This is a genomic window from Streptomyces daghestanicus (assembly GCF_020521275.1).
Lineage (GTDB): Bacteria > Actinomycetota > Actinomycetes > Streptomycetales > Streptomycetaceae > Streptomyces > Streptomyces griseoviridis.
Genome location: NZ_BNDX01000014.1, coordinates 314,416 through 340,035, shown reverse-complemented (window position 1 = coordinate 340,035; position 25,620 = coordinate 314,416). Strand labels below are relative to the sequence as shown.

The 25,620-nt window shown below is 75.7% G+C and carries 25 protein-coding genes; 19 read left to right on the top strand and 6 right to left on the bottom strand.

The features are described 5' to 3' along the window. The first annotated feature begins 12 nt into the window (after positions 1-12). From Sdagh_RS26760 to Sdagh_RS26740, 5 genes are all read left to right on the top strand, one after another. Entirely contained in the window at positions 13-900 is an 888-nt protein-coding gene (locus Sdagh_RS26760) for an FAD binding domain-containing protein (protein WP_190011212.1), read from the top strand. Then, entirely contained in the window at positions 900-1,373 is a 474-nt protein-coding gene (locus Sdagh_RS26755; protein ID WP_189423529.1) for a (2Fe-2S)-binding protein, read from the top strand. Before Sdagh_RS26760 ends, Sdagh_RS26755 begins: the two co-directional genes overlap by 1 nt. Position 1,374: 1 nt before the next feature. Continuing rightward, positions 1,375-3,759: a xanthine dehydrogenase family protein molybdopterin-binding subunit gene (locus tag Sdagh_RS26750; RefSeq protein WP_190077727.1), complete on the top strand. Its 2,385-nt coding sequence runs from the start codon at positions 1,375-1,377 to the stop codon at positions 3,757-3,759. Positions 3,760-3,910: 151 nt separating this feature from the next. Beyond that, positions 3,911-5,368: an NCS2 family permease gene (locus Sdagh_RS26745; RefSeq protein WP_190077726.1), complete on the top strand. Its 1,458-nt coding sequence runs from the start codon at positions 3,911-3,913 to the stop codon at positions 5,366-5,368. 52 nt (positions 5,369-5,420) lie between these two features. Then, entirely contained in the window at positions 5,421-6,587 is a 1,167-nt protein-coding gene (locus Sdagh_RS26740; protein ID WP_190077725.1) for an XdhC family protein, read from the top strand. Here Sdagh_RS26740 and Sdagh_RS26735 read toward each other — a convergent pair. Further along, positions 6,551-7,237: a DUF2848 domain-containing protein gene (locus Sdagh_RS26735; protein WP_189423536.1), complete on the bottom strand. Its 687-nt coding sequence runs from the start codon at positions 7,235-7,237 to the stop codon at positions 6,551-6,553. The genes Sdagh_RS26740 and Sdagh_RS26735 overlap by 37 nt on opposite strands. 128 nt (positions 7,238-7,365) lie before the next feature. On the opposite strand from Sdagh_RS26735, the gene Sdagh_RS26730 reads away from it, so the two are divergent. After that, positions 7,366-8,709, top strand: a complete 1,344-nt coding sequence (locus Sdagh_RS26730) for an MFS transporter (RefSeq protein WP_189423538.1) — start codon at positions 7,366-7,368, stop codon at positions 8,707-8,709. Positions 8,710-8,770: 61 nt separating this feature from the next. Continuing rightward, on the top strand, positions 8,771-9,562 hold the full coding sequence (locus tag Sdagh_RS26725) for a carbon-nitrogen hydrolase family protein (RefSeq protein ID WP_189423540.1): 792 nt from the start codon (positions 8,771-8,773) through the stop codon (positions 9,560-9,562). 86 nt (positions 9,563-9,648) lie between these two features. On the opposite strand, the gene Sdagh_RS26720 is transcribed toward Sdagh_RS26725, so the two are convergent. From Sdagh_RS26720 to Sdagh_RS26710, 3 genes are all read right to left on the bottom strand, one after another. Then, entirely contained in the window at positions 9,649-9,843 is a 195-nt protein-coding gene (locus Sdagh_RS26720; RefSeq protein WP_190077724.1) for a hypothetical protein, read from the bottom strand. Between the two features lie 19 nt (positions 9,844-9,862). Then, positions 9,863-10,489: a GntR family transcriptional regulator gene (locus tag Sdagh_RS26715; RefSeq protein ID WP_189423571.1), complete on the bottom strand. Its 627-nt coding sequence runs from the start codon at positions 10,487-10,489 to the stop codon at positions 9,863-9,865. A 99-nt stretch (positions 10,490-10,588) separates the two neighbouring features. Further along, entirely contained in the window at positions 10,589-11,032 is a 444-nt protein-coding gene (locus Sdagh_RS26710) for an SRPBCC family protein (protein WP_190077723.1), read from the bottom strand. A 167-nt stretch (positions 11,033-11,199) separates the two neighbouring features. Between Sdagh_RS26710 and Sdagh_RS26705 the strand changes: the two genes are divergently transcribed. From Sdagh_RS26705 to Sdagh_RS26650, 12 genes are all read left to right on the top strand, one after another. Next, entirely contained in the window at positions 11,200-12,177 is a 978-nt protein-coding gene (locus Sdagh_RS26705) for an NAD-dependent epimerase/dehydratase family protein (protein ID WP_190011206.1), read from the top strand. 130 nt (positions 12,178-12,307) lie between these two features. Then, entirely contained in the window at positions 12,308-13,945 is a 1,638-nt protein-coding gene (locus Sdagh_RS26700; protein ID WP_190011205.1) for a carbamoyltransferase family protein, read from the top strand. Continuing rightward, a complete protein-coding gene (locus Sdagh_RS26695) occupies positions 13,942-14,985 on the top strand; it encodes a glycosyltransferase family 2 protein (RefSeq protein ID WP_189423551.1) in 1,044 nt (347 codons plus the stop codon). Before Sdagh_RS26700 ends, Sdagh_RS26695 begins: the two co-directional genes overlap by 4 nt. Next, a complete protein-coding gene (locus Sdagh_RS26690) occupies positions 14,982-15,638 on the top strand; it encodes a D-glycero-alpha-D-manno-heptose-1,7-bisphosphate 7-phosphatase (protein WP_189423553.1) in 657 nt (218 codons plus the stop codon). The genes Sdagh_RS26695 and Sdagh_RS26690 overlap by 4 nt, the downstream gene beginning before the upstream one ends. Next, positions 15,635-16,627 (top strand): glycosyltransferase family 9 protein, encoded by a 993-nt coding sequence (locus Sdagh_RS26685; RefSeq protein ID WP_189423555.1) that lies wholly within the window; start codon positions 15,635-15,637, stop codon positions 16,625-16,627. The genes Sdagh_RS26690 and Sdagh_RS26685 overlap by 4 nt, the downstream gene beginning before the upstream one ends. Further along, on the top strand, positions 16,624-17,574 hold the full coding sequence (locus Sdagh_RS26680) for a glycosyltransferase (protein WP_189423557.1): 951 nt from the start codon (positions 16,624-16,626) through the stop codon (positions 17,572-17,574). The genes Sdagh_RS26685 and Sdagh_RS26680 overlap by 4 nt, the downstream gene beginning before the upstream one ends. After that, the gene (locus Sdagh_RS26675; RefSeq protein ID WP_189423559.1) at positions 17,571-18,788 is read left to right on the top strand and encodes a glycosyltransferase; all 1,218 of its coding nucleotides are present in this window, start codon (positions 17,571-17,573) and stop codon (positions 18,786-18,788) included. The genes Sdagh_RS26680 and Sdagh_RS26675 overlap by 4 nt, the downstream gene beginning before the upstream one ends. After that, entirely contained in the window at positions 18,788-19,387 is a 600-nt protein-coding gene (locus Sdagh_RS26670) for a D-sedoheptulose-7-phosphate isomerase (RefSeq protein ID WP_189423561.1), read from the top strand. The genes Sdagh_RS26675 and Sdagh_RS26670 overlap by 1 nt, the downstream gene beginning before the upstream one ends. Next, positions 19,380-20,750 carry a D-glycero-beta-D-manno-heptose 1-phosphate adenylyltransferase gene (rfaE2, locus tag Sdagh_RS26665; RefSeq protein ID WP_189423563.1) on the top strand — a complete coding sequence of 457 codons (1,371 nt, stop codon included), beginning with the start codon at positions 19,380-19,382 and terminating at the stop codon, positions 20,748-20,750. Before Sdagh_RS26670 ends, rfaE2 begins: the two co-directional genes overlap by 8 nt. Positions 20,751-21,448: 698 nt before the next feature. Beyond that, complete coding sequence (locus tag Sdagh_RS26660; RefSeq protein WP_189423049.1) at positions 21,449-22,489, top strand: glycosyltransferase family 9 protein; 1,041 nt, start codon at positions 21,449-21,451, stop codon at positions 22,487-22,489. Continuing rightward, positions 22,486-23,400: a glycosyltransferase family 2 protein gene (locus Sdagh_RS26655; RefSeq protein WP_189422875.1), complete on the top strand. Its 915-nt coding sequence runs from the start codon at positions 22,486-22,488 to the stop codon at positions 23,398-23,400. Before Sdagh_RS26660 ends, Sdagh_RS26655 begins: the two co-directional genes overlap by 4 nt. Then, on the top strand, positions 23,397-24,293 hold the full coding sequence (locus tag Sdagh_RS26650) for a glycosyltransferase family 2 protein (RefSeq protein ID WP_190077722.1): 897 nt from the start codon (positions 23,397-23,399) through the stop codon (positions 24,291-24,293). The genes Sdagh_RS26655 and Sdagh_RS26650 overlap by 4 nt, the downstream gene beginning before the upstream one ends. A gap of 4 nt (positions 24,294-24,297) precedes the next feature. On the opposite strand, the gene Sdagh_RS26645 is transcribed toward Sdagh_RS26650, so the two are convergent. Continuing rightward, positions 24,298-24,606, bottom strand: a complete 309-nt coding sequence (locus Sdagh_RS26645; protein WP_189422879.1) for a DUF3040 domain-containing protein — start codon at positions 24,604-24,606, stop codon at positions 24,298-24,300. Between the two features lie 82 nt (positions 24,607-24,688). Then, on the bottom strand, positions 24,689-25,618 hold the full coding sequence (locus Sdagh_RS26640; RefSeq protein ID WP_189422881.1) for a polysaccharide pyruvyl transferase family protein: 930 nt from the start codon (positions 25,616-25,618) through the stop codon (positions 24,689-24,691). Positions 25,619-25,620: the final 2 nt, after the last annotated feature.

Sequence of the window (25,620 nt, the reverse complement as noted above, 5' to 3'; positions counted from 1 at the left end):
AGAGAGCCGTTCATGGACTTCCTTCGCCCCGCCAGCTGGGAGGAGGCGCTCGCCGCGAAGGCCGAGCACCCCAGCGCCGTACCGATCGCGGGTGGCACCGACGTGATGGTCGAGATCAACTTCGACCACCGCCGGCCCGAGTACCTGATGGACCTCAACCGAATCCCCGAGCTGACCGACTGGGAGGTGGGCGAGGAGAGCGTGCGGCTCGGCGCCTCCGTCCCCTACACGCGGATCATGGAGCACCTGCGGACCGAGCTGCCGGGCCTCGCCCTCGCCGCCCACACGGTCGCCTCCCCGCAGATCCGCAACCGCGGCGGCGTCGGCGGCAATCTCGGCACCGCCTCCCCGGCCGGCGACGCCCACCCGGCGCTGCTCGCCGCCGGCGCGGAGGTCGAGGCGGTCTCCCTGCGCGGCACCCGCATGATCCCGATCGACGACTTCTACACCGGCGTGAAGCGCAACGCGCTCGCCCCCGACGAGCTGATCCGCGCCGTGCACGTGTCGAAGGCGGACGGGCCGCAGCAGTTCGCCAAGGTCGGCACGCGCAACGCCATGGTGATCGCGGTCTGCGCGTTCGGGCTGGCGCTGCACCCGGCGACCCGGACGGTGCGCACCGGCATCGGCTCGGCGGCGCCCACCCCGGTCCGGGCGCGCACGGCCGAGGAGTTCCTCGCCGCGGCCCTGGAGGAGGGCGGCTTCTGGGACAACGGGAAGGTCGTCACCCCGTCCGTCGCCCAGGAGTTCGCGCGGCTCTGCTCGGCCGCCTGCAACCCGATCGACGACGTCCGGGGCACCGCCGGCTACCGCCGCCACGCGATCGGCGTGCTGGCCCGCCGGACGCTGACCTGGACCTGGGAGTCGTACCGCACCGCCGCAGGAGAAGGGAAAGCCGCCTGATGCGCGTCAACCTCACCGTCAACGGACGCCCGCAGGAGGCCGACGACGTCTGGGAGGGCGAGTCCCTCCTCTACGTGCTGCGCGAGCGGCTCGGCCTGCCCGGCTCCAAGAACGCCTGCGAGCAGGGCGAGTGCGGTTCCTGCACGGTCCGCCTGGACGGCGTGCCGGTCTGCTCCTGCCTGGTGGCCGCCGGGCAGGCCGAGGGCCGCGAGGTCGTCACCGTAGAGGGCCTCGCGGACGACGAGGAACTCGCCCCCATCCAACAGGCGTTCATCGACGCCGGCGCCGTCCAGTGCGGCTTCTGCACGCCCGGCCTGCTGGTCGCCGCCGACGAGATGCTGGAGCGCAACCCCAGCCCGAGCGACGCCGACATCCGCGAGGCGCTCTCGGGCAACCTGTGCCGCTGCACCGGCTACGAGAAGATCATGGACGCGGTCCGGCTCGCCGCCGCGCGCCGCACCGAGGGGGTCTGACATGGCGTATCCCACCGGCGTCCCCACGAAGATCACCCAGGGCTCCCGGACCCAGGGCGGCATCGGCGAGTCCACGCTCCGCCCGGACGGCACCCTCAAGGTCACCGGCGAGTTCGCGTACTCCTCCGACCTGTGGCACGAGGACATGCTCTGGGGGCAGATCCTGCGCTCCACGGTCGCGCACGCGGAGATCGTCTCCATCGACACCGGCGAGGCCCTCGCCCTGCCCGGCGTGTACGCCGTCCTCACCTACGACGACCTGCCGACCGACGTGCGCCACTACGGCCTGGAGATCCAGGACACCCCCGTCCTCGCCCACGGCAGGGTCCGCCACCACGGCGAACCCGTCGCCATCGTCGCCGCCGACCACCCGGAGACCGCCCGCCGCGCCGCCGCCAAGATCAAGGTGGAGTACCGGGAGCTGCCCGTCGTCACCGACGAGACGTCCGCCACCGCCCCCGACGCGGTCCTGCTCCACGAGAACCGCACCGACCACCACATCGGCCACGTCCCGCACCCCAACATCGTCCACCGCCAGCCCATCGTGCGCGGCGACGTGGCCGCGGCCCGCGAGCGCGCCGACGTGATCGTGACCGGCGAGTACACCTTCGGCATGCAGGACCAGGCGTTCCTCGGCCCCGAGTCCGGGCTCGCCGTACCCGAGGAGGACGGCGGCGTCCACCTCTACATCGCCACCCAGTGGCTCCACTCCGACCTGCGCCAGATCGCGCCCGTGCTCGGCCTGCCCGAGGACAAGGTGCGGATGACCCTGGCCGGCGTCGGCGGCGCCTTCGGCGGGCGCGAGGACCTGTCGATGCAGATCCACGCCTGCCTGCTCGCGCTGCGCACCGGCAAACCCGTCAAGATCGTCTACAACCGGTTCGAGTCCTTCTTCGGCCACGTCCACCGCCACCCCGCCAAGCTCACCTACGAGCACGGCGCCACCCGCGACGGCAAGCTGACCCACGTCAAGGCCCGGATCGTCCTGGACGGCGGCGCGTACGCCTCCGCCTCCCCGGCGGTCGTCGGCAACGCCTCCTCCCTCGGCGTCGGGCCGTACGCCGTCGACGACGTCGACATCGAGGCGATCGCCCTCTACACCAACAACCCGCCCTGCGGCGCCATGCGCGGCTTCGGCGCCGTCCAGGCGTGCTTCGCCTACGAGGCGCAGATGGACAAGGTGGCGAGGGAACTCGGCCTCGACCCGGTGGAGTTCCGGCAGCGCAACGCCATGGAGCAGGGCACCCTGCTGCCCACCGGGCAGCCCGTCGACTCGCCCGCGCCGGTCGCCGAACTCCTGCGCCGGGTCAAGGCGATGCCGATGCCGCCGGAACGCCAGTGGGAGTCCAGCGAGGGCGCCGACGTACGGCAGCTGCCGGGCGGCCTGTCCAACACCACCCACGGGGAGGGCGTCGTCCGGGGCGTCGGGTACGCGGTCGGCATCAAGAACGTCGGCTTCTCCGAGGGCTTCGACGACTACTCCACCGCGCGGGTGCGCATGGAGGTCGTCGGCGGCGAGCCCGTCGCCACCGTGCACACCGCGATGGCCGAGGTCGGCCAGGGCGGCGTCACCGTGCACGCGCAGATCGCCCGCACCGAGCTGGGCGTCACCCAGGTGACGATCCACCCGGCGGACACCCGGGTGGGCAGCGCCGGTTCGACCTCCGCGTCCCGGCAGACGTACGTCACCGGCGGCGCGGTCAAGAACGCCTGCGAGCTGGTCCGGGAGAAGGTGCTGGAGATCGGGCGCCGCAAGTTCGGCTCGTACCACCCCGCCTGGGCCACCGCCGAACTGCTCCTCGAAGGCGGCAAGGTCGTCACCGACGGCGGCGAGACACTGGCCGACCTGGCGGACGTCCTGGAGGGCGAGGCCGTCGAGGTCGAGGAGGAGTGGCGGCACCGGCCGACCGAGCCCTTCGACCTGCGCACCGGGCAGGGCCACGGCCATGTCCAGTACTCCTTCGCCGCGCACCGTGCCGTCGTCGAGGTCGACACCGAACTCGGCCTGGTCAAGGTGGTCGAACTGGCCTGCGCCCAGGACGTCGGCAAGGCGCTGAACCCGCTCTCCGTCGTCGGCCAGATCCAGGGCGGCACCACCCAGGGGCTCGGCATCGCCGTGATGGAGGAGATCGTCGTCGACCCCACGACCGCGAAGGTCAGGAACCCGTCCTTCACGGACTACCTGATCCCCACCATCCTCGACACGCCGACCATCCCCGTCGACGTGCTCGAACTCGCCGACGAGCACGCCCCCTACGGGCTGCGCGGCATCGGCGAGGCACCCACCCTGTCGTCCACCCCGGCGGTCCTCGCGGCCATCCGGGACGCGACGGGCCTGGCGCTCGACCGCACACCGGTCCGGCCGGAACACCTCACCGGCCTGTGACCCGTCCCGGCGCCGGGCGACCGCCTCCACGGCGGCCCCGGCGCCGGCCACCCCCAGGTGCAGTCACCGGGCCGTCCCCCGACCGCGGCACCTCCCGAATCCCGTGCCCGCAAGGGCCCGGGTGCCCCTGTGAACCTTGGGAGACGGCACCATGACCCAGCAGTCAGCGGAGCCCACGACCACCGCCGAGGACGCGGGCGCGGGTTCCCGCGTCCCGGCCGGCCGGTCGTGGCTCGACCGCTACTTCCACATATCCCGGCGGGGATCGACCGTCGCGCGCGAGGTGCGCGGCGGCGTCACCACCTTCATGGCGATGGCGTACATCCTGCTGCTCAACCCCCTGATCCTGTCCGGCGAGGACGCCGCCGGGGACACCCTGGCCGCCCGCGCCCTGATCACCGCGACCGCGTTCGCCGCGGCCCTCACCACCCTGCTGATGGGCTTCGTCGGCAAGGTCCCGCTGGCGCTCGCCGCCGGCCTGTCCGTCTCCGGCGTCCTCGCCTCGCAGGTCGCCCCGGAGATGACCTGGCCGCAGGCGATGGGCATGTGCGTGCTCTACGGCTCGGTCATCATGCTGCTCGTCGTCACCGGCCTGCGCGAGATGATCATGAACGCGATCCCGCTGCCGCTCAAGCACGGCATCACCATGGGCATCGGCCTGTTCATCGCCCTCATCGGCCTGTACAAGTCCGGCTTCGTCCACCAGGGCGAGGCCACCCCGCTCACGCTCGGCCCGGCGGGCGAACTCGCCGGCTGGCCGGTGCTGCTGTTCTGCGCCACCCTGCTGCTGATCTTCATGCTCCAGGCGCGGAACGTGCCCGGCGCCATCCTCATCGGCATCGTCGGCGGCACGGCCGTCGCCGCCGTGCTCAACGCCACCGGGGTGATCGACCCGGGGCAGTGGGCCAACGGCGCCCCCGAGCTGCGCGGCGGCGCGGTCTCCATGCCGGACTTCTCGCTCTTCGGGCACGTCGAGTTCGGCGGCTGGGGCGAGGTCGGGGCGATGACCGTCGGCCTGATCGTCTTCACCCTGGTGCTCGCCGGGTTCTTCGACGCGATGGCCACCGTCATCGGTGTCGGCACCGAGGCGGGGCTCGCCGACGACCGGGGCCGGATGCCAGGCCTGTCCAAGGCGCTGTTCATCGACGGCGCCGGGGGCGCGATCGGCGGGGTCGCGGGCGGCGGCGGCCAGACCGTCTTCATCGAGTCCGCCACCGGCGTGGGGGAGGGCGCCCGTACCGGCCTCGCCTCCGTGGTCACCGGCGGCCTCTTCGCGGCCTGCCTGTTCTTCACCCCGCTCACCGCGATCGTGCCGCCGGAGGTGGCGTCGGCGGCGCTCGTGGTCATCGGCGCCATGATGCTGACGAACGCCCGGCACGTGGACTGGGCGGACCGGGCGACCGCGGTACCGGTCTTCCTGACCGTGGTGCTGATGCCGTTCACCTACACCATCACCACCGGGGTCGCCGCCGGGGTCGTCGCGTACACCGCGATCAAGGCCGCACAGGGCAGGGCACGGGAGGTCGGGGCCTTCATGTGGGTGCTGACCGGTGTCTTCCTCGTGTACTTCGCCCTCGGCCCGATCGAGGGCCGGCTGGGCGTGCGCTAGCCCCCGCCTGGGAACCCGTACCACCGCCCCCCATCCCCGAGGAGACCGACAGATGCTGGACATCGCCGCGGAACTGCACCGGTGGGTCGGGCAGGGCCGTGACTTCGCCGTCGCCACCGTGGTGGCCGTCGGCGGCAGCGCGCCCCGCCTGCCCGGCGCCGCCCTCGCGGTGGACGCCGGGGGGACGGCGGTCGGGTCGGTCTCCGGGGGCTGCGTGGAGGGCGCCGTCTACGAGCTGTGCGCCCAGGCCCTGCGGGACGGCGAGAGCCGCGTCGAGCGCTTCGGCTACAGCGACGCGGACGCCTTCGCGGTCGGGCTGACCTGCGGCGGCGTCATCGACATCCTGATCACGCCGGTCCGGGAGGGGGACCCCGTCCGCCCGGTGCTGGCCGCCGCGCTCGCCGCCGCCGTCCACCGGGAGGCGACGGCACTGGCCCGGATCGTCGCCGGTCCGGCGGAGCTGGTCGGCCGGGCGGTCGCCGTCCGCCCCGACGGCTCCCGGCGGGGCACCCTCGGCGTCCACCCCGCGCTGGACCGCGCCGTCACCGCCGAGGCGGGCGCCTTCCTGGACGCCGGACGCACCGGCACCCTGGAGATCGGCGCGGCGGGCTCGCGCTGCGGGGAACCGCTCACCGTGCTGGTGGAGTCCTCGGTGCCGCCCCCGCGGATGATCGTCTTCGGCGCCATCGACTTCGCCGCCGCCCTGGTCCGCGCGGGGACGTTCCTCGGCTACCGGGTCACGGTCTGCGACGCCCGGCCCGTCTTCGCCACCGAGGCCCGCTTCCCCGACGCCGAGGAGGTCGTCGTCGCCTGGCCGCACGAGTACCTGGAGCGCACCGCCGTCGACGGCCGTACCGTCCTGTGCGTCCTCACCCACGACGCCAAGTTCGACGTACCGCTCCTGGAGCGGGCGCTGCGGCTGCCGGTGGCGTACGTCGGCGCGATGGGCTCCCGCCGCACCCACCTGGACCGCGAAGCGCGGCTGCGCGCGGCCGGCGTCACCGACCGGGAGCTGGCCCGCCTCAGGTCGCCCATCGGCCTGGACCTCGGCGCCCGCACCCCCGAGGAGACGGCCCTGTCCATCGCCGCCGAGATCGTCGCCGCCCGGCGCGGCGGCACCGGCGTCCCCCTGACCGGCGCGCACACCCCGATCCACCACGAGGCGCCGGCCGCCGGCCGGACTCAGCCGATGGGCGCCGGCATCGGCACCACGTCGTAGGCCAGCGCGATCACGTCCCCCGTCGCCGGGTCGCCCAGCTCCACCCGCCAGGCGTCGGCGAACTGGTCCACCTCGGCCGCCATCGGGATGGTCCCCGAGATCAGCACGGTGCCCGGCACCAGCTCGCCCCGCTCGCGCAGCACCCCCGCCCAGTAGGCGGGGGTCAGCAGCTCGGCCAGCGTGCCGTCCTGGATCAGCGTCTCGGTCCCGCCGTGCCCGACCCACGCCCGCAGCGTCAGCGCGTCGAGCCGCTCCGCCACGTCCGCGAGCCGCCACGCCCGCCGGGCCAGCACGTCCGGGCCCGCGTTCTTGCTCCACGCCACCCCGTGGACCTCCAGCTCCCGGTCGGTGTGGTCGCAGGCGGCCGTCAGCAGCAGCTCCCCGCCGTCCGCCACCACCAGCGCCCACTCCGCCTCCCCGGAGGTGCGGCCGTGCTGCGCGGCCACCACGGAGGTCTGCTGCGCGAGATAGGGCGATACGGGGTAGAGGGCGGGGGTGACGGAGGGCGCGGGCACGCCCAGCTCCGCCAGCTCGGCGACGTGCGCGGCGACGTCGTCCTGGCTGCGCCCGGCGTACCCGGCGTTGAGCACCAGCCGGACGTCCACGTCACGGGTGGTGCCGTCGGGCAGCTCGAAGGTCAGCACGGCCATGGGGGTCTCCAGACGTAGTTTCGAGTGGGTTAACTTCCCGCTAGGGGCTTGCGCATACGACCTGTATACAAGAAGTATGCCGGAAGGTCCACGCACCTCCGACGCCATCCGAAGCAAGGACAGGACGCATGCACGACACCCGGCCGGACAGCTCCGGCATCCGCCGCGCCTTCTTCGCCAGCCTCACCGGCACCGCCCTGGAGTGGTACGACTTCGCCGTGTACTCCGCCGCGGCGGCGCTGGTCTTCGGCGACCTCTTCTTCCCCTCCGAGGACCCGCTGACCGGCACCCTGCTGGCGTTCTCCACGTACGCCGTGGGCTATGTCTCCCGGCCGCTCGGCGGGATCGTCTTCGGCCGCCTCGGTGACGTCATCGGCCGCAAGAAGGTGCTGATCGCCACGCTGGTGCTGATCGGCTTCGCGACCTTCCTGATCGGTGTGCTGCCCGCCTACTCGACGATCGGTGTCGCCGCGCCCGTCGCCCTGGTCCTGCTGCGGTTCGCGCAGGGCGTCGGCGTGGGCGGCGAGTGGGGCGGCGCGGTGCTGCTGTCCAGCGAGTTCGGCGACCCGAAGCGGCGCGGCTTCTACGCCTCCGCCGCGCAGATCGGCCCGCCCGCGGGCAACCTGCTCGCCAACGGCGTGCTGGCCGCGCTCGGCGCGCTGCTGAGCGAGGACCAGTTCACCACCTGGGGCTGGCGGGTGGCCTTCCTGGTCTCCGCGGCGCTGGTCGGCTTCGGGCTGTGGATCCGGGCCAGGCTGGAGGAGACGCCGGTCTTCAAGGCGATGGAGGCCGAGCAGGACCGGCCGCAGGCGCCGGTGCGCGAGGTGTTCACCACCCAGCCCCGGGCGCTGGCCGCCGCGATCCTCAGCCGGATCGCCCCCGACGTGCTGTACGCCATGTTCACCGTCTTCGTGCTCACCTACGCCACCGACGAACTGGACATGTCCCGCGGCTCCGCGCTCGCCGCCGTACTGATCGGCTCGGCCCTGCAGATCGGCCTCATCCCGCTGGCCGGCGCCCTCACCGACCGCGTCAACCGGCGGCTGGTCTACGGGGTGTCGGCGATCGGCGCGGGTGTCTGGCCGTTCGTCTTCTTCCCGATGGTGGGCGGCGGCTCCTGGCCGCTGCTGGCCCTCGGTGTCGTGGTCGCCCTCGTCCTGCACTCCCTGATGTACGGTCCCCAGGCGGCCTTCATCGCCGAGCAGTTCTCGCCGCGCCTGCGCTACACCGGTTCCTCCCTGGCGTACACGCTGGCCGGGGTGATCGGCGGCGCGGTGGCGCCGCTGCTGTTCACCGCGCTGCTCGGCGCCTACGGCAGCTGGGTGCCGCTGGCGCTGTACATCGCGCTGACGGCCGTGGTCACGGTGGTGGGCCTGGCGCTGGGACGGGACGCCGACCGCGCCGAGACCGAGGACGCCCTGCTGGTGGAGCAGGCCCGCGAGCACACGGACCACGCCCCGGCCGCACAGTGAAGCCGTACGGCCGTACCACCGGCGACGACCACCGACGACCCCGACGAAGGGACCCGCACCCATGCGCATCGCACTGAGCCAGCTCACCACCGGCACCGATCCGGCGCGGAACCTGGAGCTGATCGAGGAGGAGACCCGGCGGGCCGCGGCGGCCGGCGCCCGGCTGGTGCTCTTCCCCGAGGCGTCCATGGTCTGCTTCGGCACCTCGCTGAAGCCGGTCGCCGAACCGCTGGACGGCCCCTGGGCCGAGGGCCTGCGCGCGATCGCCCGGGACGCGGGCGTCGTCGTGGTCGCGGGCCTGTTCACCCCGGCGGCGGACGGCCGGGTCACCAACACGCTCCTGGCGACCGGGCCCGGCGTCGAGGCGTCCTACGACAAGATCCACCTGTACGACGCGTTCGGCTTCGCCGAGTCGGACACGGTGGCGCCCGGCTCACGGGTCGTCACCATCGACGTCGACGGCGTCCGGTTCGGACTCGCCACCTGCTACGACGTCCGCTTCCCGGAACTCTTCCGGGCCCACGCCGACGCGGGCGCCGTGGCGACGCTGCTGGCCGCGTCGTGGGGGGCGGGACCGGGCAAGCGGGAGCAGTGGGAGCTGCTGGTGCGGGCCCGCGCGCTGGACGCCACGCTGTTCGTCGCGGCCGTCGACCAGGCCGACCCGGAGGCGAGCGGCACGCCGGTCCCGCCGAAGGCGCCCACCGGCATCGGGTACAGCCTGGTCGCGGGCCCCGACGGCACGGTACGGCGGGCGGCGGGCGCGGGGCCCGAGCTGGTCCTGGCCGACCTGGACCCGCAGGAGGTGCCGGCGGTCCGGGAGAAGATCTCGGTGCTGGCGAACCGGCGGCTGTGAGCCGTCGCAGGGTGCGGGGCGCGGCCTGAGGGGCGCGGGGAACCGCGCGACACGCCACGGTGGCGCCGTCGCCGGTCCACGGCCCCTCAGCGGTTGAGCGCCGTCACGACCCAGATGAACGCGACCGCGCAGGGCACGGCCACCGCGAGCAGCGCGAGCAGTGCGCAGCCGAGCGCACCCACGGTGCCGGTGATCGCCGCCCGGCCGAACCGGGTCACCCGCTCGGCCCGCCGTACCGCCTCGTGGTACTCGGTGCAGTCGTCCCAGCCGGCGTCCGTCATGCCCCCCGCTCGCCGACCGTCACCCGGCCAGCAGCACCCGCAGCGTCGACTCCAGGTGGCCGTCGATCGCCGTGCGGGCCGCTTCCTGGTCGCCGGCGGCCAGCGCGTCCAGGATCGCGCCGTGTTCGTGCAGCACCGCGTCCTGGCGGTTGCGGGCGTTGTAGAGGGCGACCTGGCCCGCCCGGACCTGGCGGCTGCGCAGCCCCTCGTAATGGCGGTCGAGGAGGCCGTTGCCCGCCGCTGCCACCAGGGTCATGTGGAACTGCTGGTCCACGGCGATGAATTCGCGGGCCTGCGCCGGACCGGTCAGGGCACGCTGGCGCTCCAGCAGGGCGCGCAGGTCCGCCAGCGGACAGCTGCCCGTGGCGATCACGCGCTCGGCGGCGTACCGCTCGACGATGCCGCGCAGCTCCATCAGCTCGGTGATCTCCCGGCCGGACAGCGGCGCCACCCGCGCCCCGCGCTTCGGCACGAGCTGGACGAGGTCCTCCGCGGCGAGCAGCAGCAGCGCCTCGCGGATCGGGGTGCGGGAGACGCCGATGCGGTCGGCGAGGTCCTGCTCGGAGAGGAACTCGCCCTGCATCGCGGGGTCCGTCAGCACGGTCTCCTTCAGGTAGGCGTACGCCTTCTCCCGTCCGGACGTCACCCTGGCCCCCAGCATCCACGTCGCATACAGCTCGTATACAGCCCCGTACGCAGAAGCTACCACGCGCCGGACGGTGCCGACGAGCCGTGCCGGAGCGGGTCAGGGGCGTCTGAGGAGCTGGTTGACGGCCCGCCCGAAGACGTACCGGCCGGAGCGTTCCAGCGGGCCGCCGAGCGCGGACGGCAGGGGGCGGACGGTCAGTTCCTCGCGCCAGCGCACGCGGGCGCGTCCACCGGGGCCGGGGCCCACCTCGATCTCCGCCCAGCCGCGCACCAGCCGGCCCCGCTTCTCCAGCCGGCACCGGCCCGGCGCGCCGTCCTCCCCGGGCGGCTCCCAGACGGTCACCTCCATCGGGTCGTCGAAGGCGAGCGGTCCGAGGCCCGTGCGGGCGACGAAGCGGGTGCCGACACCGGTGGGCGGGGGCGTGAGGACGGTGACCCGGGTGAGCGGCACCACGTCCCCGTGCCGCTGCCACGTGGTGAGCCGGCGCCAGGCTTCGGCCGGCGGCAGCGGCGCCGTGCGTTCGATCGAGAAGGTGGCCACCTCACGATCGTAGGGAACACCCCCGGCGCGGCTCGCCGCACCGGCCGGGCGCGCCCTCCGGCGCGGTAGCCGCCCCGCGCACACGCGCGAACTCCAGTTCGGGGTACGGGGAGCCGACGCCGGTTACTCGCCGACACGCACGTGAACGCGAGAGTGAGGAGAGCCCCGTGAGCGAGAGCCTCAGCGGCGGCCGGAACTGGCGCCGGGCGCTGGTCACCGGCGGCGCCGGATTCGTGGGATCCCACCTGTGCGGCCGGCTGCTCGACGCCGGCACCGAGGTCGTCTGCCTGGACAACCTGGCCACCGGCGCCCGCGGCAACGTGGTCGCCCTGGAGCGGGAGCCCGGCTTCCGGTTCGTCCACGCCGACGCCACCGACCCCGCCGCACTGCGCGGCCTGCCCGGCCGGTTCGACCTGGTCCTGCACTTCGCCTGCCCGGCCTCCCCGGCCGACTACCTCCGGCTGCCCCTGGAGACCCTCGACGTGGGCTCCACCGGCACCCGCAACGCCCTGGAGCGGGCGCACGCCGACGGCGCCCGCTTCCTGCTCGCCTCCACCTCCGAGGTCTACGGCGACCCGCTGGAGCACCCGCAGCGCGAGAGCTACTGGGGCAACGTCAACCCGGTCGGCCCGCGCAGCGTCTACGACGAGTCCAAGCGGTTCGCCGAGGCGCTGACCACCGCCCACCGCCAGGTGCACGGCACCGACACCGCCATCGTCCGCATCTTCAACACCTACGGCCCCCGGATGCGCACCGGTGACGGCCGCGCCGTGCCCACCTTCATCGCCCAGGCCCTGGACGGCGTACCGCTCACCGTCGCCGGCGACGGTGGCCAGACCCGCTGCCTGACCTACGTCGACGACACCGTGGAGGGCGTCCTCGCCCTCGCCGCGTCCCGCGAGACCGGGCCGATGAACATCGGCGGCGGTGACGAGATCACCATGCTGGAACTGGCCCGGCGGATCATCGACCTCACCGGCTCCGGCTCCCGCGTCCGCTTCGTGGAACGCCCCGTGGACGACCCCGGCCGGCGCCGCCCCGACACCACCCTGGCCCGCGAACGGCTGGGCTGGCGCCCGCGCACCGACTGGACCACCGGGCTCGAACACACGATCGGCTGGTTCGCGCACGCCGTCGCGGCCTGAGCCCCTGGGGCGAGGGGCTACAGAGGGTGCTTTTGCCCTCTCTTTCCGGAATTGAGCTGTTTCCAAGTGTTTGAGACAGCTGTCCCGCGGCACCCGCCGAGCCGGAAGCACACAGGACGGAGCACAGCCCATGCGCATCCTCGGTATCAACGCCCTGTTCCACGATCCCGCCGCCGCCCTCGTCGTCGACGGCAGGACGGTAGCGGCGGCCGAGGAGGAGCGGTTCAGCCGCCGCAAGCACGGCAAGCGGCCGGTGCCGTTCTCCGCCTGGGAGGTCCCGCAACTGTCGGCCCGCTGGTGCCTGGAGCACGCGGGCGTCCGCCCCGGGGAACTGGACGCCGTCGCCTACTCCTTCGACCCCCGGCTCGCCCGTCCCGCCCGCGACCTGGGCCTGGACGACCCCTGGGACCCGCTCCGCCTGGAGTACGCGCGCCGCGCCCCGCAGTTCCTCGCCGAGGCGCTGCCCGGTCTCGACCCCGACCAGGTCGTCTTCGTCCCGCACCATGTGGCGCACGCCGCCTCCGCCGGACCCGCCTCACCCCACGCCGACAACGACGTCCTCGTCCTGGACGGGCGCGGCGAGTGCGCCTCCCACCTGGCCGGCCGCTACCGCGACGGCAAGCTCGACACCCTCGCCACCCAGCTGCTGCCGCACTCCCTCGGCCTGGTCTACGAGGAACTGACCGAGCACCTCGGCTTCCTGCGCAGCAGCGACGAGTTCAAGGTGATGGCCCTCGCCTCCTACGGCAAGCCCCGCTTCGCCGAGCGGCTGCGCGAGCACGTCCACGCCACCGGCGACGGCGGCTTCCGCGCCCACGGCGTCGACTGGGCGGCCCTCGCCCCCGCCCGCCCCGGGGACCAGGAGTGGACCCAGGTCCACGCCGACCTCGCCGCCAGCGCCCAGGCGGTGCTGGAGGAGACCCTCCTCGACCTCGTCCACTGGCTGCACCGCGAGGCCGGCGGCGACTCCCTCACCATGGCGGGCGGCGTCGCCCTGAACTGCGTCGCCAACACGCGGATCGCCCGCAGCGGCCCCTACCGGCACGTCTGGGTGCAGCCCGCCGCCGGTGACGCCGGCACCGCCCTCGGCGGCGCCCTGCACCTCGCCGCGCAGGACGCGGTGCCCGAGCCGATGCCCGGCGCCGACCTCGGCCGCGGCTGGCGCGACGACGAGCTACGCGCCTGGCTGGAGACGGCCGCCGTCCCCTACGAGGAGCCCGACGACATCGCCGAGACGGTCGCCGGGGAACTCGCCCGGGACGGGGTGGTCGCCTGGTTCCAGGGCCGCAGCGAGTACGGGCCGCGCGCCCTCGGCCACCGCTCCCTGATGGCCCATCCCGGCCGCGCGGAGAACCTGGAACGCCTCAACAACGTCAAGGGGCGCGAGGAGTTCCGCCCCGTCGCCCCCATGGTGCTCGCCGACCGCGCCGCCGAGATCTTCTCCGGCGGGCCGGTCCCCAGCCCGTACATGCTCTTCGTGCACGACGTCGACCCGGCCTGGCGGGACCGCATCCCGGCCGTGGTGCACGTCGACGGCACCGCCCGCATCCAGACCGTCGAGGAGCGCCGCGAACCGCTCGTCGCCCGGATGCTGAACGCCTTCGAACGGCGCACGGGACTGCCGGTGGTCGTCAACACCAGCCTCAACACCGCCGGACGGCCCATGGTCGACGACCCGCGCGACGCCCTGGAGTGCTTCGGCTCGGCGCCCGTGGACCTGCTCGCCATCGGACCGTTCGCGGTCCGCCGGGGGAGGGCCTTCGCATGACGACCGGACATCCCGCCGACCCCCCGGCCACCGGCTCCGCCGGCTACTCCGTGGTGATCCCCACCCTCGTCCGGAGCACCCTCGCCGACTGCCTGGCCGCGCTGACCGCCGCGATCGGACCCGAGCCCGACACGATCGTCCTCGTCGACGACCGGCCCGGCCCGGACGCCGACCCCGGCGCGCTGGAGCACCCCCTGACCGTCCTCGGCGTGCTCCGCGAGCGCACGGTGGTGCTGCGCGGCGGCGGACGCGGACCGGCCGCCGCCCGCAACGCCGGGCTGCGCGCGGTCACCGCCCCCTGGACCGCCTTCCTCGACGACGACGTCCAGGTCGGCCCGCACTGGTGCGACCAGCTCGTCCAGGACCTCACCGAGGCCGCCCCCGACACCGGCGCCGTACAGGGCGTCATCGCCGTGCCGCTGCCCGGCGAACGCCGCCCCACCGACTGGGAACGCGGCACCGCCGGCCTCGCCACGGCCCGCTGGATCACCGCCGACATGGCCTACCGCACCGACGCCCTCAAACAGGTCGGCGGCTTCGACGAACGCTTCACCCGTGCCTTCCGGGAGGACGCCGACCTCGCGCTGCGCGTCCTCGACGCCGGGTGGCGCATCCGGCGGGGCCGGCGCACCACCCGGCACCCGGTGCGCCCCGCCTCCCGCTGGGTCTCCCTGACCCAGCAGCGCGGCAACGCCGACGACGCCCTGATGCGCCGCCTGCACGGCCCCGGCTGGTGGTCCAGGGCGGCCGCCCCCCGGGGCCGGCTCCGCCGCCACGCCGCCGTCACCGCCGCGGGCGCCGCCGCCCTCGCCCTCGCCGCCGCCGGCCGCCCCCGCGCCGCCGCGCTCGCCGGGCTCGGCTGGGCGGCCGGCACCGCCGAGTTCGCCTGGGCCCGGATCGCCCCCGGACCGCGCACCCGCGACGAGGTGACCACCATGCTGGCCACCAGCGTGCTCATCCCGCCGGCCGCCGTCTGGCACCGGGCCGCGGGGGAGTGGCGGCACCGGTCCGCCCCCGCCTGGCCGGAGGTCGCCGCATGAGCCGCCCGGACACGGTCGGGGCCGTCCTGTTCGACCGCGACGGCACCCTCGTCCACGACGTCCCCTACAACGGCGACCCCGAGCGGGTCCGCCCGGTCGACGGCGCCCGCGAGGCCCTCGCCCTGCTGCGCGGGCACGGCATCCCGACCGGCGTCGTCACCAACCAGTCCGGCGTCGCCCGCGGCCTGCTCACCGACGCCGACGTCCGCGCCGTCAACCACCGCGTCGACGCGGTGCTCGGGCCGTTCGACGTGTGGGCCGTCTGTCCGCACGGCCCGGACGACGGCTGCCACTGCCGCAAACCGCGGCCCGGCCTGATCCTCCGGGCGGCCGGCCGGATCGGCGCCGACCCCGCCGACTGCGTCGTCATCGGCGACATCGGCGCCGACCTGGAGGCCGCCCGCCGGGCCGGCGCCCACGGCATCCTCGTCCCCAACGAGGCGACCCGCCCCGAGGAGACCGCCGCCGCCGAACACGTCGCCCCCGACCTGCTGACCGCCGTACGCGCGCTCCTCGGCGGGCCGCCCAAGGGGCGGGTCCTGGTCGACGAACGGCCCATCGAGCGGGCCTACGACACCGGCGGCCGGACCGGACCGGCCGACGCGGCGGTGTGGCGGGCGCCCGCGACCGGGACCGGGCGGAGGCCGCGATGAGAGCGATCGTCACCCGGCTCGACAGCTTCGGCGACGTGCTGCTCGCCGGACCCGCCGTCCGGGCCGTCGCCGCCCGCGCCGACCACGTCACCCTGCTGTGCGGCAGCCGTGGCGCCCCCGCCGCCCGGCTCCTGCCCGGCGTGGACGAGGTCCTGGTGTGGGACGCGCCCTGGGGCGGCTTCGACCCGCCGGCCGTGGACCGCGCGGAGCTGGACGCCCTCACCGCCCGGATCGACGCCGGCACCGGCCTGATCCTGACCTCCTTCCACCAGTCCCCGCTGCCCACCGCCCTGGTGCTGCGCCTGGCCGGCGTCCGGTACCTGGCCGCGGACAGCGTGGACTACCCCGGTTCCCTGCTCGACCTGCGCCACCGCCGCGCCCCGCACGCCCACGAGGCCGAGGCCGCCCTGGACCTGGCGGCGGCGGCCGGGTTCCCGAGCCCCGACGACGGCCGGCTGCGCGTCCACGCACCGCCCTCCGTCACCGACCTGACCGGGACCGGCCCGTACGTCGTCCTGCACCCCGGCGCGAGCGTCCCGGCCCGCGCCTGGAGCCCCGGGCGCGCCGCCGAGGCCGTCCGCGAACTGGCCGCCGCCGGCCACCGGGTCCTGGTCACCGGCGGCCCCGGCGAACGCGAACTCACCGCGTTCGTGGCCGGGGAGCACGGCACCGACCTCGGTGGCCGCACCGAGGCACCGGAACTCTCCGGCGTCCTCGCCGGCGCGACCGCCGTCGTCACCGGCAACACCGCCCCCGCCCACCTCGCCGCCGCCGTCGGCACCCCCGTCGTCTCCCTGTTCGCGCCGGTCGTCCCGGCCGAACGCTGGCGGCCCTACGGAGTGCCCTACGTGCTCCTCGGCGACCAGGACGCGCCCTGCGCCGGCAGCCGCGCCCGGGAGTGCCCCGTGCCGGGCCATCCCTGCCTGAACACCGTCACCGCCACGGACGTGGCAGCCGCCGTCGAGAAGCTCGTGGGGGAGACGTCATGAGAATCCTGATCTGGCACGTGCACGGGTCGTGGACCACGGCCTTCGTCCAGGGCCCGCACACCTACCTGGTCCCGGTCACCCCCGACCGCGGTCCCGACGGGCTCGGCCGCGCCCGCACCTGGGACTGGCCCGCGTCCGTGACCGAGGTCCCGCCGGAGCGGCTGCGCGACGAGGAGATCGACCTCGTCGTGCTGCAACGCCCCCACGAACTCGGCCTCGTGGACCGCTGGCTGGGCCGCCGGCCGCCGCTGGTGTACCTGGAGCACAACGCCCCCGACGGCGACGTGCCCCACACCCGCCACCCGGCCGCCGGCATCCCCGGCGTCACCCTCGTCCACGTCACCCACTTCAACCGGCTGATGTGGGACGCGGGCCGCACCGAGACGGCCGTCGTCGAACACGGCATCGTCGACCCCGGCCCCCGCTGGACCGGCGAGCTGGACCGGGCCGCCGTCGTCGTCAACGAACCCGTCCGGCGCGGCCGTACGACCGGTACCGACCTGCTGCCCGCGTTCGCCCGCGCCGCCCCCCTCGACGTCTTCGGCATGCGCACCGAGGGACTCGCCGGGCACCTCGGCCTCGACCCCGCGCGCTGCCGCGCCCGCGACGTCCCGCAGCACGAACTGCACACCGAACTGGCCCGCCGCCGGGTCTACGTCCATCCCGTGCGCTGGACCTCCCTCGGCCTGTCCCTGCTGGAGGCCATGCACCTGGGCATGCCGGTCGTCGCCCTCGCCACCACCGAGGTCACCGAGGCGGTCCCGCCCGGCGCCGGAGTGGTCTCCAACCGTATCGACGTCCTGACCGACGCCGTACGCGACTTCCTCGCCGACCCCGCACACGCGCGCGCCGTCGGCCAGGAGGCCCGAGCGGCGGCCCTCGCCCGCTACGGGCTGTCCCGCTTCCTGGACGACTGGGAGCGGCTGCTGAAGGAGGTGACCCGATGAGGATCGCCATGGTGTCCGAGCACGCGAGCCCGCTCGCCGCGCTCGGCGGCGTCGACGCCGGGGGACAGAACGTCTACGTCGCCCGGCTCAGCGCGGAACTGGCCCGGCGCGGCCACGACGTCACGGTGTACACCCGCCGCGACACCCTCGACCTGCCCGACCGGGTGCCGCTGCCCGGCGGCGCGGTCGTCGAGCACGTGCCCGCGGGACCCGCCGAGGCCGTGCCCAAGGACGGACTGCTGCCGTACATGCCCGCCTTCGGCGCGTACCTGGCGCGCGCCTTCACCCGGGACCGGCCCGACGTGGTCCACGCCCACTTCTGGATGTCCGGCCTCGCCGCGCAGATCGGCGTCCAGCCGCACGGCATCCCGCTCGTGCAGACCTTCCACGCCCTCGGCACCGTCAAGCGGCGCCACCAGGGCCTGAGGGACACCAGCCCGCACGAACGCATCGGCATCGAGCGGCAGCTCGGCCGCTCCTGCGCCCGCGTCCTGGCCACCTGCACCGACGAGGTCGTCGAACTCGGCGACATGGGCGTGCCGCCGCGCCGGATCTCCGTCGTCCCGTGCGGGGTGGACGCCCAGCACTTCCGCCCCGGCGCCGACACCGGCCGCGCCCCCGCGCGCCGCCACCGGCACCGGCTGCTCGCCTGCGGCCGGCTCGTCCCCCGCAAGGGCTACGAGTACGCCGTGCGCGCCCTCGCCCACGTCCCGGACACCGAACTCCTCATCGCCGGCGGCCCGCCCGCCGACGAGGTGGACACCGACGCCGAGGCCCGGCGGCTGGCCGGCCTCGCCCGCCGGGCCGGCGTCGCCGACCGGGTACGGCTGCTCGGCGCCGTCGACCCCGAGCACATGCCGACCCTGATCGGCAGCGCCGACCTGGTGCTGTGCACCCCGCACTACGAGCCCTTCGGCATCGTGCCGCTGGAGGCCATGGCCTGCGGCGTGCCGGTGCTCGCCACCGACGTCGGCGGCCACCGCGACTCCGTCGCCGACGGTGTCACCGGCCGGCTCGTGGAGCCGCACAACCCCGAGGCGATCGCCGACGTCGCCCGGGTCCTCCTGCCCCACGAACGGCTGCGCCGCGCCTACGGCACCGCCGGACGCGAACGCGTCCTGAAGCACTACACGTGGCGGCGCGTCGCCGACGGCGCCGAACAGGTCTACCGGCTGACCGTCGCCGACCACGAACTGGCCAAGGAGGTGGCGTGATGACCGTGCACCCGCCTGTCGTCGGGCACTGCGACGAACTCCAGGAGGCGCTGGGGGCGTTCCGCGCCTCCGCGCACATCACCGAACGCTGGGGCGGCCAACTCGCCGCCGTGCTCTCCGGCGGCGGCCGGCTGCTCGCCGCCGGCAACGGCGGCAGCGCCGCGCAGGCCCAGCACCTCACCGCCGAGATCGTCGGCCGCTACCGCGACGACCGGCCGCCGTTCTCCGCGATCGCCCTGCACGCCGACACCTCCTCCACCACCGCCATCGCCAACGACTACGGCGTCGACGAGGTGTTCGCCCGCCAGGTCCGCGCGCACGGCCGCGAGGGCGACGTGCTGATGCTGCTGTCGACCTCCGGCGCCAGCGCCAACCTGCTGTCCGCCGCCGACGCCGCCCGCGCGGCCGGCGTCCGCGTCTGGGCACTGACCGGCTGCGAACCCAACCCCCTGATGGCCGGCAGCGACGAGGCCCTGTGCGTCGACGCGGCCACCACCGCCACCGTCCAGGAACTCCACCTGGTCGCCGTGCACATGATCTGCGCCGCCTTCGACGCCGCCCTGGAGACGGGCGTACGCCGGGGAGGTCACCGTGCCTGACAAGACCCCGCTGGTCGTCGTCGGCGACGCGCTGCTCGACCGCGACCTGTGCGGCTCCGCCGACCGGCTCGCCCCCGACGCGCCGGTCCCGGTGGTGGCCGACTGCGCCGAACGCGTCCGGCCCGGCGGCGCCGCGCTCGCCGCCTACCTCGCCGCCCGCGACGGCCGCGACGTCACCCTGATCACCGGCCTCGGCGACGACCCCGCCGCCCGGGAACTGCGCCGGCTCCTCGAACCCTGGCTGACACTGATACCCCTGCCGCTCAGCGGCACCCTCCCCGAGAAGACCCGGGTCCTCGCCCACGGCAGGCCCGTCGTCCGCCTCGACCGGGGCGGCGGACGCGCCCGCGCCGCCACCGACGAGGCCCGCGCCGCCCTGCGCGCCGCCCACGCCGTGCTGGTCTCCGACTACGGACGCGGCACCGCCGACGCCCTGCGCGAGGAGCTGACCGAACACCCGCCGCTGGTCTGGGACCCGCATCCGCGCGGCGGCGTCCCCGTGCCCGGCACCCGGCTGGCGACGCCCGCCGAGAAGGAGGCGCACGGCTTCGCACCCGGCGACGGCCGCCCGGACGGCACCCTGCGCGCCGCCGCGCACATCGCCGCCGACCTGGTCCGCGACTGGCGGGTCGCCGCCGTCGCCGTCACCCTCGGCGCGCGCGGCGCCCTGCTCTCCTACGGCGAACACCCGCTGCTGGTGCCCGCGCCCGCCGCCCACCCCGGCGACACCTGCGGCGCCGGCGACCGGTTCGCGGCCACCGCGGCCGGGCTGCTCGCCGACGGCACGCTGGTCGGCGAGGCCGTGGAGGGCGCGGTGGGCGCCGCGAGCGCGTTCGTCGCCGCGGGCGGCGCGGGCGCCCTGCCGCGCGCCGACTCCCGGCCGCGGCCGGCCCCGCGGCCCGACACCGACGACCCGCACGCGCTGGCGGCCCGGGTCCGCGCCCAGCACGGCACGGTGGTCGCCGCGGGCGGCTGCTTCGACCTGCTGCACGCCGGGCACGTCGGCCTCCTCCAGGCCGCCCGGCGGCTCGGCGACTGCCTGGTGGTGTGCGTCAACTCCGACGCCTCCGTCCGCCGCCGCAAGGGCGAGGGCCGCCCGGTCAACCCGCTCGCCGACCGCATCCGCGTGCTGCGCGCCCTGGCCTGTGTGGACGCGGTCGCCGTCTTCGACGAGGACACCCCCGAACGGCTGCTCGGCGACCTGCGCCCCGACGTCTGGGTCAAGGGCGGCGACTACGCCGGCGCGGACCTCCCCGAGGCGGCCCTCCTGGAGGAGTGGGGCGGCCAGGCCGTCCTCCTGCCCTACCTCGACGGCCGCTCGTCCACGGCCCTGATGGCGCGGGCGGCGGAGGGGGTGCGATGAGCCCGGCGTACGGGGGCGCGTCCCGCACGGCCGGCGAGCGGGGGCGGATGACGCTCGTCGCCGGGGGGCGGCCCGGTCCGGGTGCGGAAGGCGTACGGCGGCCGCCGCGGGGCGCCGCGGGCCGTTCCACGCCGGCCGCCCTACGCGCACCGTCCCGGCCAGGGGCCACCGCGTCGCCCTGCTCCGTCGCCGAGGACACCACCGCCTCGCCCCGCTCTGCCGCCGAAAACGCCTTCACGTCGTCTGCCGGTGGTCCGGCCGGGGGCGGCTCCGCCTCGCTGTCCGCCGGCGGTCCGGTCGTGGGTGGTTCCCGCGTTCCGGGCGCCGGCGGTCCGTTCGTGGGCGGTTCCCGCGTCTCGGCCGCCGGTGGGCAGGTCACGGGTGGTTCCCACGTCTCGGTTGTCGGCGGTCCGGGCGCGGGTGACCTCGCCGCCCCTGCCGGCAGTCCGGTGAGCGGTGGTTCCCGCGCCCCCACTGCCGGCGGCCGTGTCACTGGCGGCTCCGCCGCCCCGGCTGTCGGCGGCCGTGTCACTGGCGGTCCCGCCGCCCCGGCTGTCGGCGGCCGTGTCACTGGCGGCTCCGCCGCCCCGGCTGCCGGCAACCGTGTCATCGGCGGTCCCGCCGCCCCGGCTGCCGGCAACCGCGTCACTGGCGGTCCCGCCGCCCCGACCGCCGGCGGCCCCGTCACCGGCGACCCCGTGCATCCACCGCCCGCCCGGCCCCTCGGTGCCGGTGCCGGTGCCGAAGCCGTCGTACGGGCCGGGGCGCCGGCTTCCACACCGCGGCCCGGTCCGGCCGGCACCGGCGCCCGCCCCCGCCTCCTCGTCCTGCGGGCCCTCGGGCTCGGGGACCTGCTCGCCGGCGTTCCCGCGCTGCGCGCGCTGCGCCGCGCGTACCCGGAGCACGAGATCGTCCTGGCCGCCCCCGCCGGACTCGCCCCCCTCGCCGCCGCCACCGGCGCCGTCGACCGGGTCCTGCCCGCCGCCGAGCCCGGCCGGGCCGTGCCCCGCGCCCTGGACTGGGCCGGACCGCCCCCGGACCTCGCCGTCGACCTGCACGGCAGCGGCCCGGCCAGCCTCCGCCCGCTGACCGCCCTCCGCCCAGGCAGGGTGCTGGCCTTCGCGGCGCCGGACGGACCGCCCTGGTACGCCGAGGAGCACGAACGCGACCGCTGGTGCCGCCTGCTCACCGCCTACGGCATCCCCGCCGACCCCGACGACCTGCTGCTGCCCCGCCCGCCGGTGCCGTCCCCGGCCCCCGGCGCCGTGGTGCTGCACCCCGGCGCCGGCGCCCCCTCCCGCCGCTGGCCCGTCGAGCGGTACGCCGCCGTCGCCGAGGCGCTGCGCGCACGCGGCCTCAGGGTCGTGGTGACCGGAGGCGCGGACGAGGGCGACCTGGTGGCCCGGCTGGCCAAGGACGCCCACCTGCCCGACACCGACGTCTTCGGCGGCGGCCTGCCGTACGACCGGCTCTCCGCGCTGGTCGCCGGCGCCCGTGCCGTGCTCAGCGGCGACACCGGCGTCGCCCACCTCGCCGTGGCCCACGCCGCCCCCTCCGTCACCCTCTTCGGACCGGTCCCGCCCAGCCGCTGGGGCCCGCCCCCGCACCCCCGCCACCGCGTCCTGTACCACCCAGGACCGGGCGGCGACCCGCACGGCGACACCCCCGACCCCGCGCTGCTGCGCATCACCGCCGACGACGTCCTGGACGCCGTCGACGCCCTGAGCGAGGCCCCATGAACCACGCCCCCACCACCACCCCCGAGCGCACCCGCGCCGACCGCGCCCCCCAGGCGCCGGTCGGCATCGTCATCGCCACCCGAAACCGCTCGGCGCGGCTGGCCACCACCCTGCGCCACCTCCTCGACCTGCCCGAACGCCCCGAGATCCTGGTCGTCGACAACGCCTCCACCGACGACACCCGCGCCATGCTGGCCCGCGACTTCCCGCGCGTACGGGTGCTGTCCATGCCGGTCAACCGCGGCGCCCTCGCCCGCACCCACGGCGTCCGCGCCCTGGACACCCCCTACGTGGCGTTCAGCGACGACGACTCCTGGTGGGCCCCCGGCGCCCTCACCACCGCCGCCCGCCTCTTCGACGAGCACCCCCGGCTCGGCCTGCTCGCCGCCCGCACCCTGGTGGGGCCCGCCGGGTACGCCGACCCGCTCAACGGCGTCCTCGCCGAATCCCCCCTCGGCGGCGCCGCCGACCTCCCCGGCACCCAGGTCCTGGGCTTCCTGGCCTGCGCCTGTGTCGTCCGCCGGGAGGCGTACCTCGACGCCGGCGGCTACCACCCGCTGCTCTTCTTCGGCGCCGAGGAGACCCTCCTCGCCTACGACCTCGCCGCCCGCGGCTGGGGCGTCACCCACTGCCCCGAGGTCACCGCCCACCACCACCCCGACCCCGGCCCCCGCGCCGACCGCCCCGCCGTGGTCCGCCGCAACGAGGTGCTCACCGCCTGGCTGCGCCGCCCCCTGCCGCACGCCCTGGCGCGCACCCGTGCGCTCGCCGCCGACGCCCGGCACGACCCGCACGCCCGGCGCGCCCTGCGCGAGGCCCTCTCCCGGCTGCCCGCCGCGCTGCGCGACCGGCGCCCGCTGCCCCCGCACGTGGAGCGCGCCGCCCGCCGCCTGGACGGAGCGCCCGGATGACCGATCCCCGCACCACGGTCGTCGTCATCACCCACAACCGGCGCCCCGAACTCCTGCGCACCCTCGGCCACCTGGCCGCGCTGCCGGAACGGCCGCAGGTCGTCGTCGTGGACAACGCCTCCACCGACGGCACCGCGGACGCCGTCGCCCGCCACCACCCCGAGGTACGGCTGCTGCGCCCCGGCCGCAACCTCGGCGCCGTCGGCCGCAACCTGGCGGTCCGGCAGATCCGCACGCCGTACGTGGCGTTCTGCGACGACGACTCCTGGTGGGCGCCCGGTTCGCTGGCCGGCGCGGCCGATCTGCTCGACGCGCATCCCGCGCTCGCCACGGTCACCGCCCGGATCGTCGTGGAACCGGACGGCACCGAGGACCCGATCGTCGGGGAACTGCGCGACTCGCCGGTCCCCGGACCGCCCTGGCTGCCCGGCCCCGCCCTCGGCTCCTTCCTGGCCGCCGCGACCGTGCTGCGCGCCGGCGCCTTCCGCGCGGCGGGCGGCTTCCACCCCCGGCTGTGGCTGGGCGGCGAGGAGGAACTGCTCGCCGCCGACCTCGCCGCGGACGGCTGGTGGCTGACGTACGCCGACGACCTGACGATCCATCACCAGCCGTCGCTGGTACGGGACTCGACGCTGCGGCGCACACACGGCATCCGCAACACGCTGTGGTTCACCTGGCTGCGCCGCCCCGCCGGGTACGCCCTGCGCCGCACCCTGCACCTGGCCCGCACGGTCCCCCGCGACACCGCCTCGCTGCGCGCCTTCGCCGAGGCCGCCGCCGCCCTTCCGTGGGTGCTGCGGGAACGCCGCGTCCTGCCCCCGGACGTCGAGGCCCGGCTGCGGACCCTGGAGCCGGCCCAGCGCGACTCCACGGCCCGCAGCTACACGGGCTGAGGCGTCAGCCCTCCGTCCACCGGCACAGCAGCCGGAACGCAGCGAACATCGTGACCGGCCAGGTGGCGGCGTAGGCCCAGATCACCCCGGGTTCCGAGGTGACGATGCCGGTCACCATCAGGGTGACGGAGAGGGCGAGCAGCAGCAGGACGGTGAGGGTGCGCGGCCGGTAGGCCAGCAGCCGCGCCGGGTCGGGGCGGCGGCTCGCGCGGAACGTGCGCAGTTGCCGGTCGAGCCGGCGGTCGCGGCGCAGGGCCCGCTCGACCTCGTCGAGGACGCGCTGTTCGTGTTCGGGGAGGCGGTCGACGCTCACGGTGTCTCCTCGGGGGGTGCTGGAACGGACCGACAGCCCACCGAGTGCCCGCGCCCCGCCCCCGTCTAACGGAGACCGAGGTCTACCGGGACCGAGGTCCGGCCGAGGCCGAGGTCCGGCGGAGACCGAGCGCCTCGGCCAGCCCGTCGGCGGTGTCCGTCCCGGCACCGGAGCGGAAGCCCGCGCCGAGCCGCCGGGCCGTCTCCCGGCCCTCGCCCAGGCACCACGCCCACCACCGCTCCAGCTCCCCGGCCCGCAGCTCCTCGGCCGCCACCAGCGCGGGCCAGCTGCAGGCCCGCGCCTGCGCGGTCACCTTCGCGCCGCCCGCCACCGGGTCCACCGCGAGCGCGGGCACCCCGGCGCGCAGCGCCAGCACCAGCCCGTGCAGCCGGTCGGTGACGACCAGATCGAGCCGGGCGAGGACCGCCTGGAGCTGGGCGGGGGTCCCGCACAGCCGCCAGTCGTGGGCGTCGAGCCGGGTCTCCAGTTCCAGGCGCGCGCAGTCCTTGCCGCCCAGCCACCCCGTCACGGCCTCGGCGACCTCGGTGTGCCGCCGCAGGCTCCCGTACTCGCGCTGCCCGTGGGTCAGGACCACGCCGACGACCGGCGGCGCGTCCGGGACCGGCGCGCGGGCCGCGAGGTCGAGGGTCGGCCCGGTCCCCGGCGCGTCCCGCGCGAGAACCCGGTGGAAGCCGGTGACGGCCGCCGAGCCGGGGTCCACCACCGAGACGCCGACCGCGATCCGCACACAGTGCGCGAACCGCCGGTGCAGCTCCTCGACCTGCGCCCCGTGCGCGGGCCCGCAGACGAACACCAGATGCGTGTACGCCGCCGGATCGACGCCCTCGAAGTGCGTGCCGTCCGCCCGGAAACCGGGACTCCACACGACGTCGTACGCCACCCCCGCCGCCCGCAGCACCACCGCCACCCGCTCCAGCGCCAGCACGTCACCGGCGGTCGCCTCCCCGTGCAGGAAGCTGAACCACCCGGTCACCAGGACTCTGCGTCGCATGT

Excerpts from the sequence above, each read along its gene's own strand:
- Sdagh_RS26750 (WP_190077727.1), top strand. The coding sequence starts at position 1,375 with ATGGCGTATCCCACCGGCGTCCCCACGAAGATCACCCAGGGCTCCCGG.
- Sdagh_RS26670 (WP_189423561.1), top strand. The coding sequence starts at position 18,788 with ATGACCGTGCACCCGCCTGTCGTCGGGCACTGCGACGAACTCCAGGAG.
- Sdagh_RS26760 (WP_190011212.1), top strand. The coding sequence starts at position 13 with ATGGACTTCCTTCGCCCCGCCAGCTGGGAGGAGGCGCTCGCCGCGAAG.
- Sdagh_RS26675 (WP_189423559.1), top strand. The coding sequence starts at position 17,571 with ATGAGGATCGCCATGGTGTCCGAGCACGCGAGCCCGCTCGCCGCGCTC.
- Sdagh_RS26690 (WP_189423553.1), top strand. The coding sequence starts at position 14,982 with ATGAGCCGCCCGGACACGGTCGGGGCCGTCCTGTTCGACCGCGACGGC.
- Sdagh_RS26745 (WP_190077726.1), top strand. The coding sequence starts at position 3,911 with ATGACCCAGCAGTCAGCGGAGCCCACGACCACCGCCGAGGACGCGGGC.
- Sdagh_RS26650 (WP_190077722.1), top strand. The coding sequence starts at position 23,397 with ATGACCGATCCCCGCACCACGGTCGTCGTCATCACCCACAACCGGCGC.
- Sdagh_RS26730 (WP_189423538.1), top strand. The coding sequence starts at position 7,366 with ATGCACGACACCCGGCCGGACAGCTCCGGCATCCGCCGCGCCTTCTTC.
- Sdagh_RS26740 (WP_190077725.1), top strand. The coding sequence starts at position 5,421 with ATGCTGGACATCGCCGCGGAACTGCACCGGTGGGTCGGGCAGGGCCGT.
- Sdagh_RS26640 (WP_189422881.1), bottom strand. The coding sequence starts at position 25,618 with ATGCGACGCAGAGTCCTGGTGACCGGGTGGTTCAGCTTCCTGCACGGG.
- Sdagh_RS26680 (WP_189423557.1), top strand. The coding sequence starts at position 16,624 with ATGAGAATCCTGATCTGGCACGTGCACGGGTCGTGGACCACGGCCTTC.
- Sdagh_RS26725 (WP_189423540.1), top strand. The coding sequence starts at position 8,771 with ATGCGCATCGCACTGAGCCAGCTCACCACCGGCACCGATCCGGCGCGG.
- Sdagh_RS26700 (WP_190011205.1), top strand. The coding sequence starts at position 12,308 with ATGCGCATCCTCGGTATCAACGCCCTGTTCCACGATCCCGCCGCCGCC.
- Sdagh_RS26735 (WP_189423536.1), bottom strand. The coding sequence starts at position 7,237 with ATGGCCGTGCTGACCTTCGAGCTGCCCGACGGCACCACCCGTGACGTG.
- Sdagh_RS26755 (WP_189423529.1), top strand. The coding sequence starts at position 900 with ATGCGCGTCAACCTCACCGTCAACGGACGCCCGCAGGAGGCCGACGAC.
- Sdagh_RS26695 (WP_189423551.1), top strand. The coding sequence starts at position 13,942 with ATGACGACCGGACATCCCGCCGACCCCCCGGCCACCGGCTCCGCCGGC.
- Sdagh_RS26655 (WP_189422875.1), top strand. The coding sequence starts at position 22,486 with ATGAACCACGCCCCCACCACCACCCCCGAGCGCACCCGCGCCGACCGC.
- Sdagh_RS26685 (WP_189423555.1), top strand. The coding sequence starts at position 15,635 with ATGAGAGCGATCGTCACCCGGCTCGACAGCTTCGGCGACGTGCTGCTC.
- Sdagh_RS26720 (WP_190077724.1), bottom strand. The coding sequence starts at position 9,843 with ATGACGGACGCCGGCTGGGACGACTGCACCGAGTACCACGAGGCGGTA.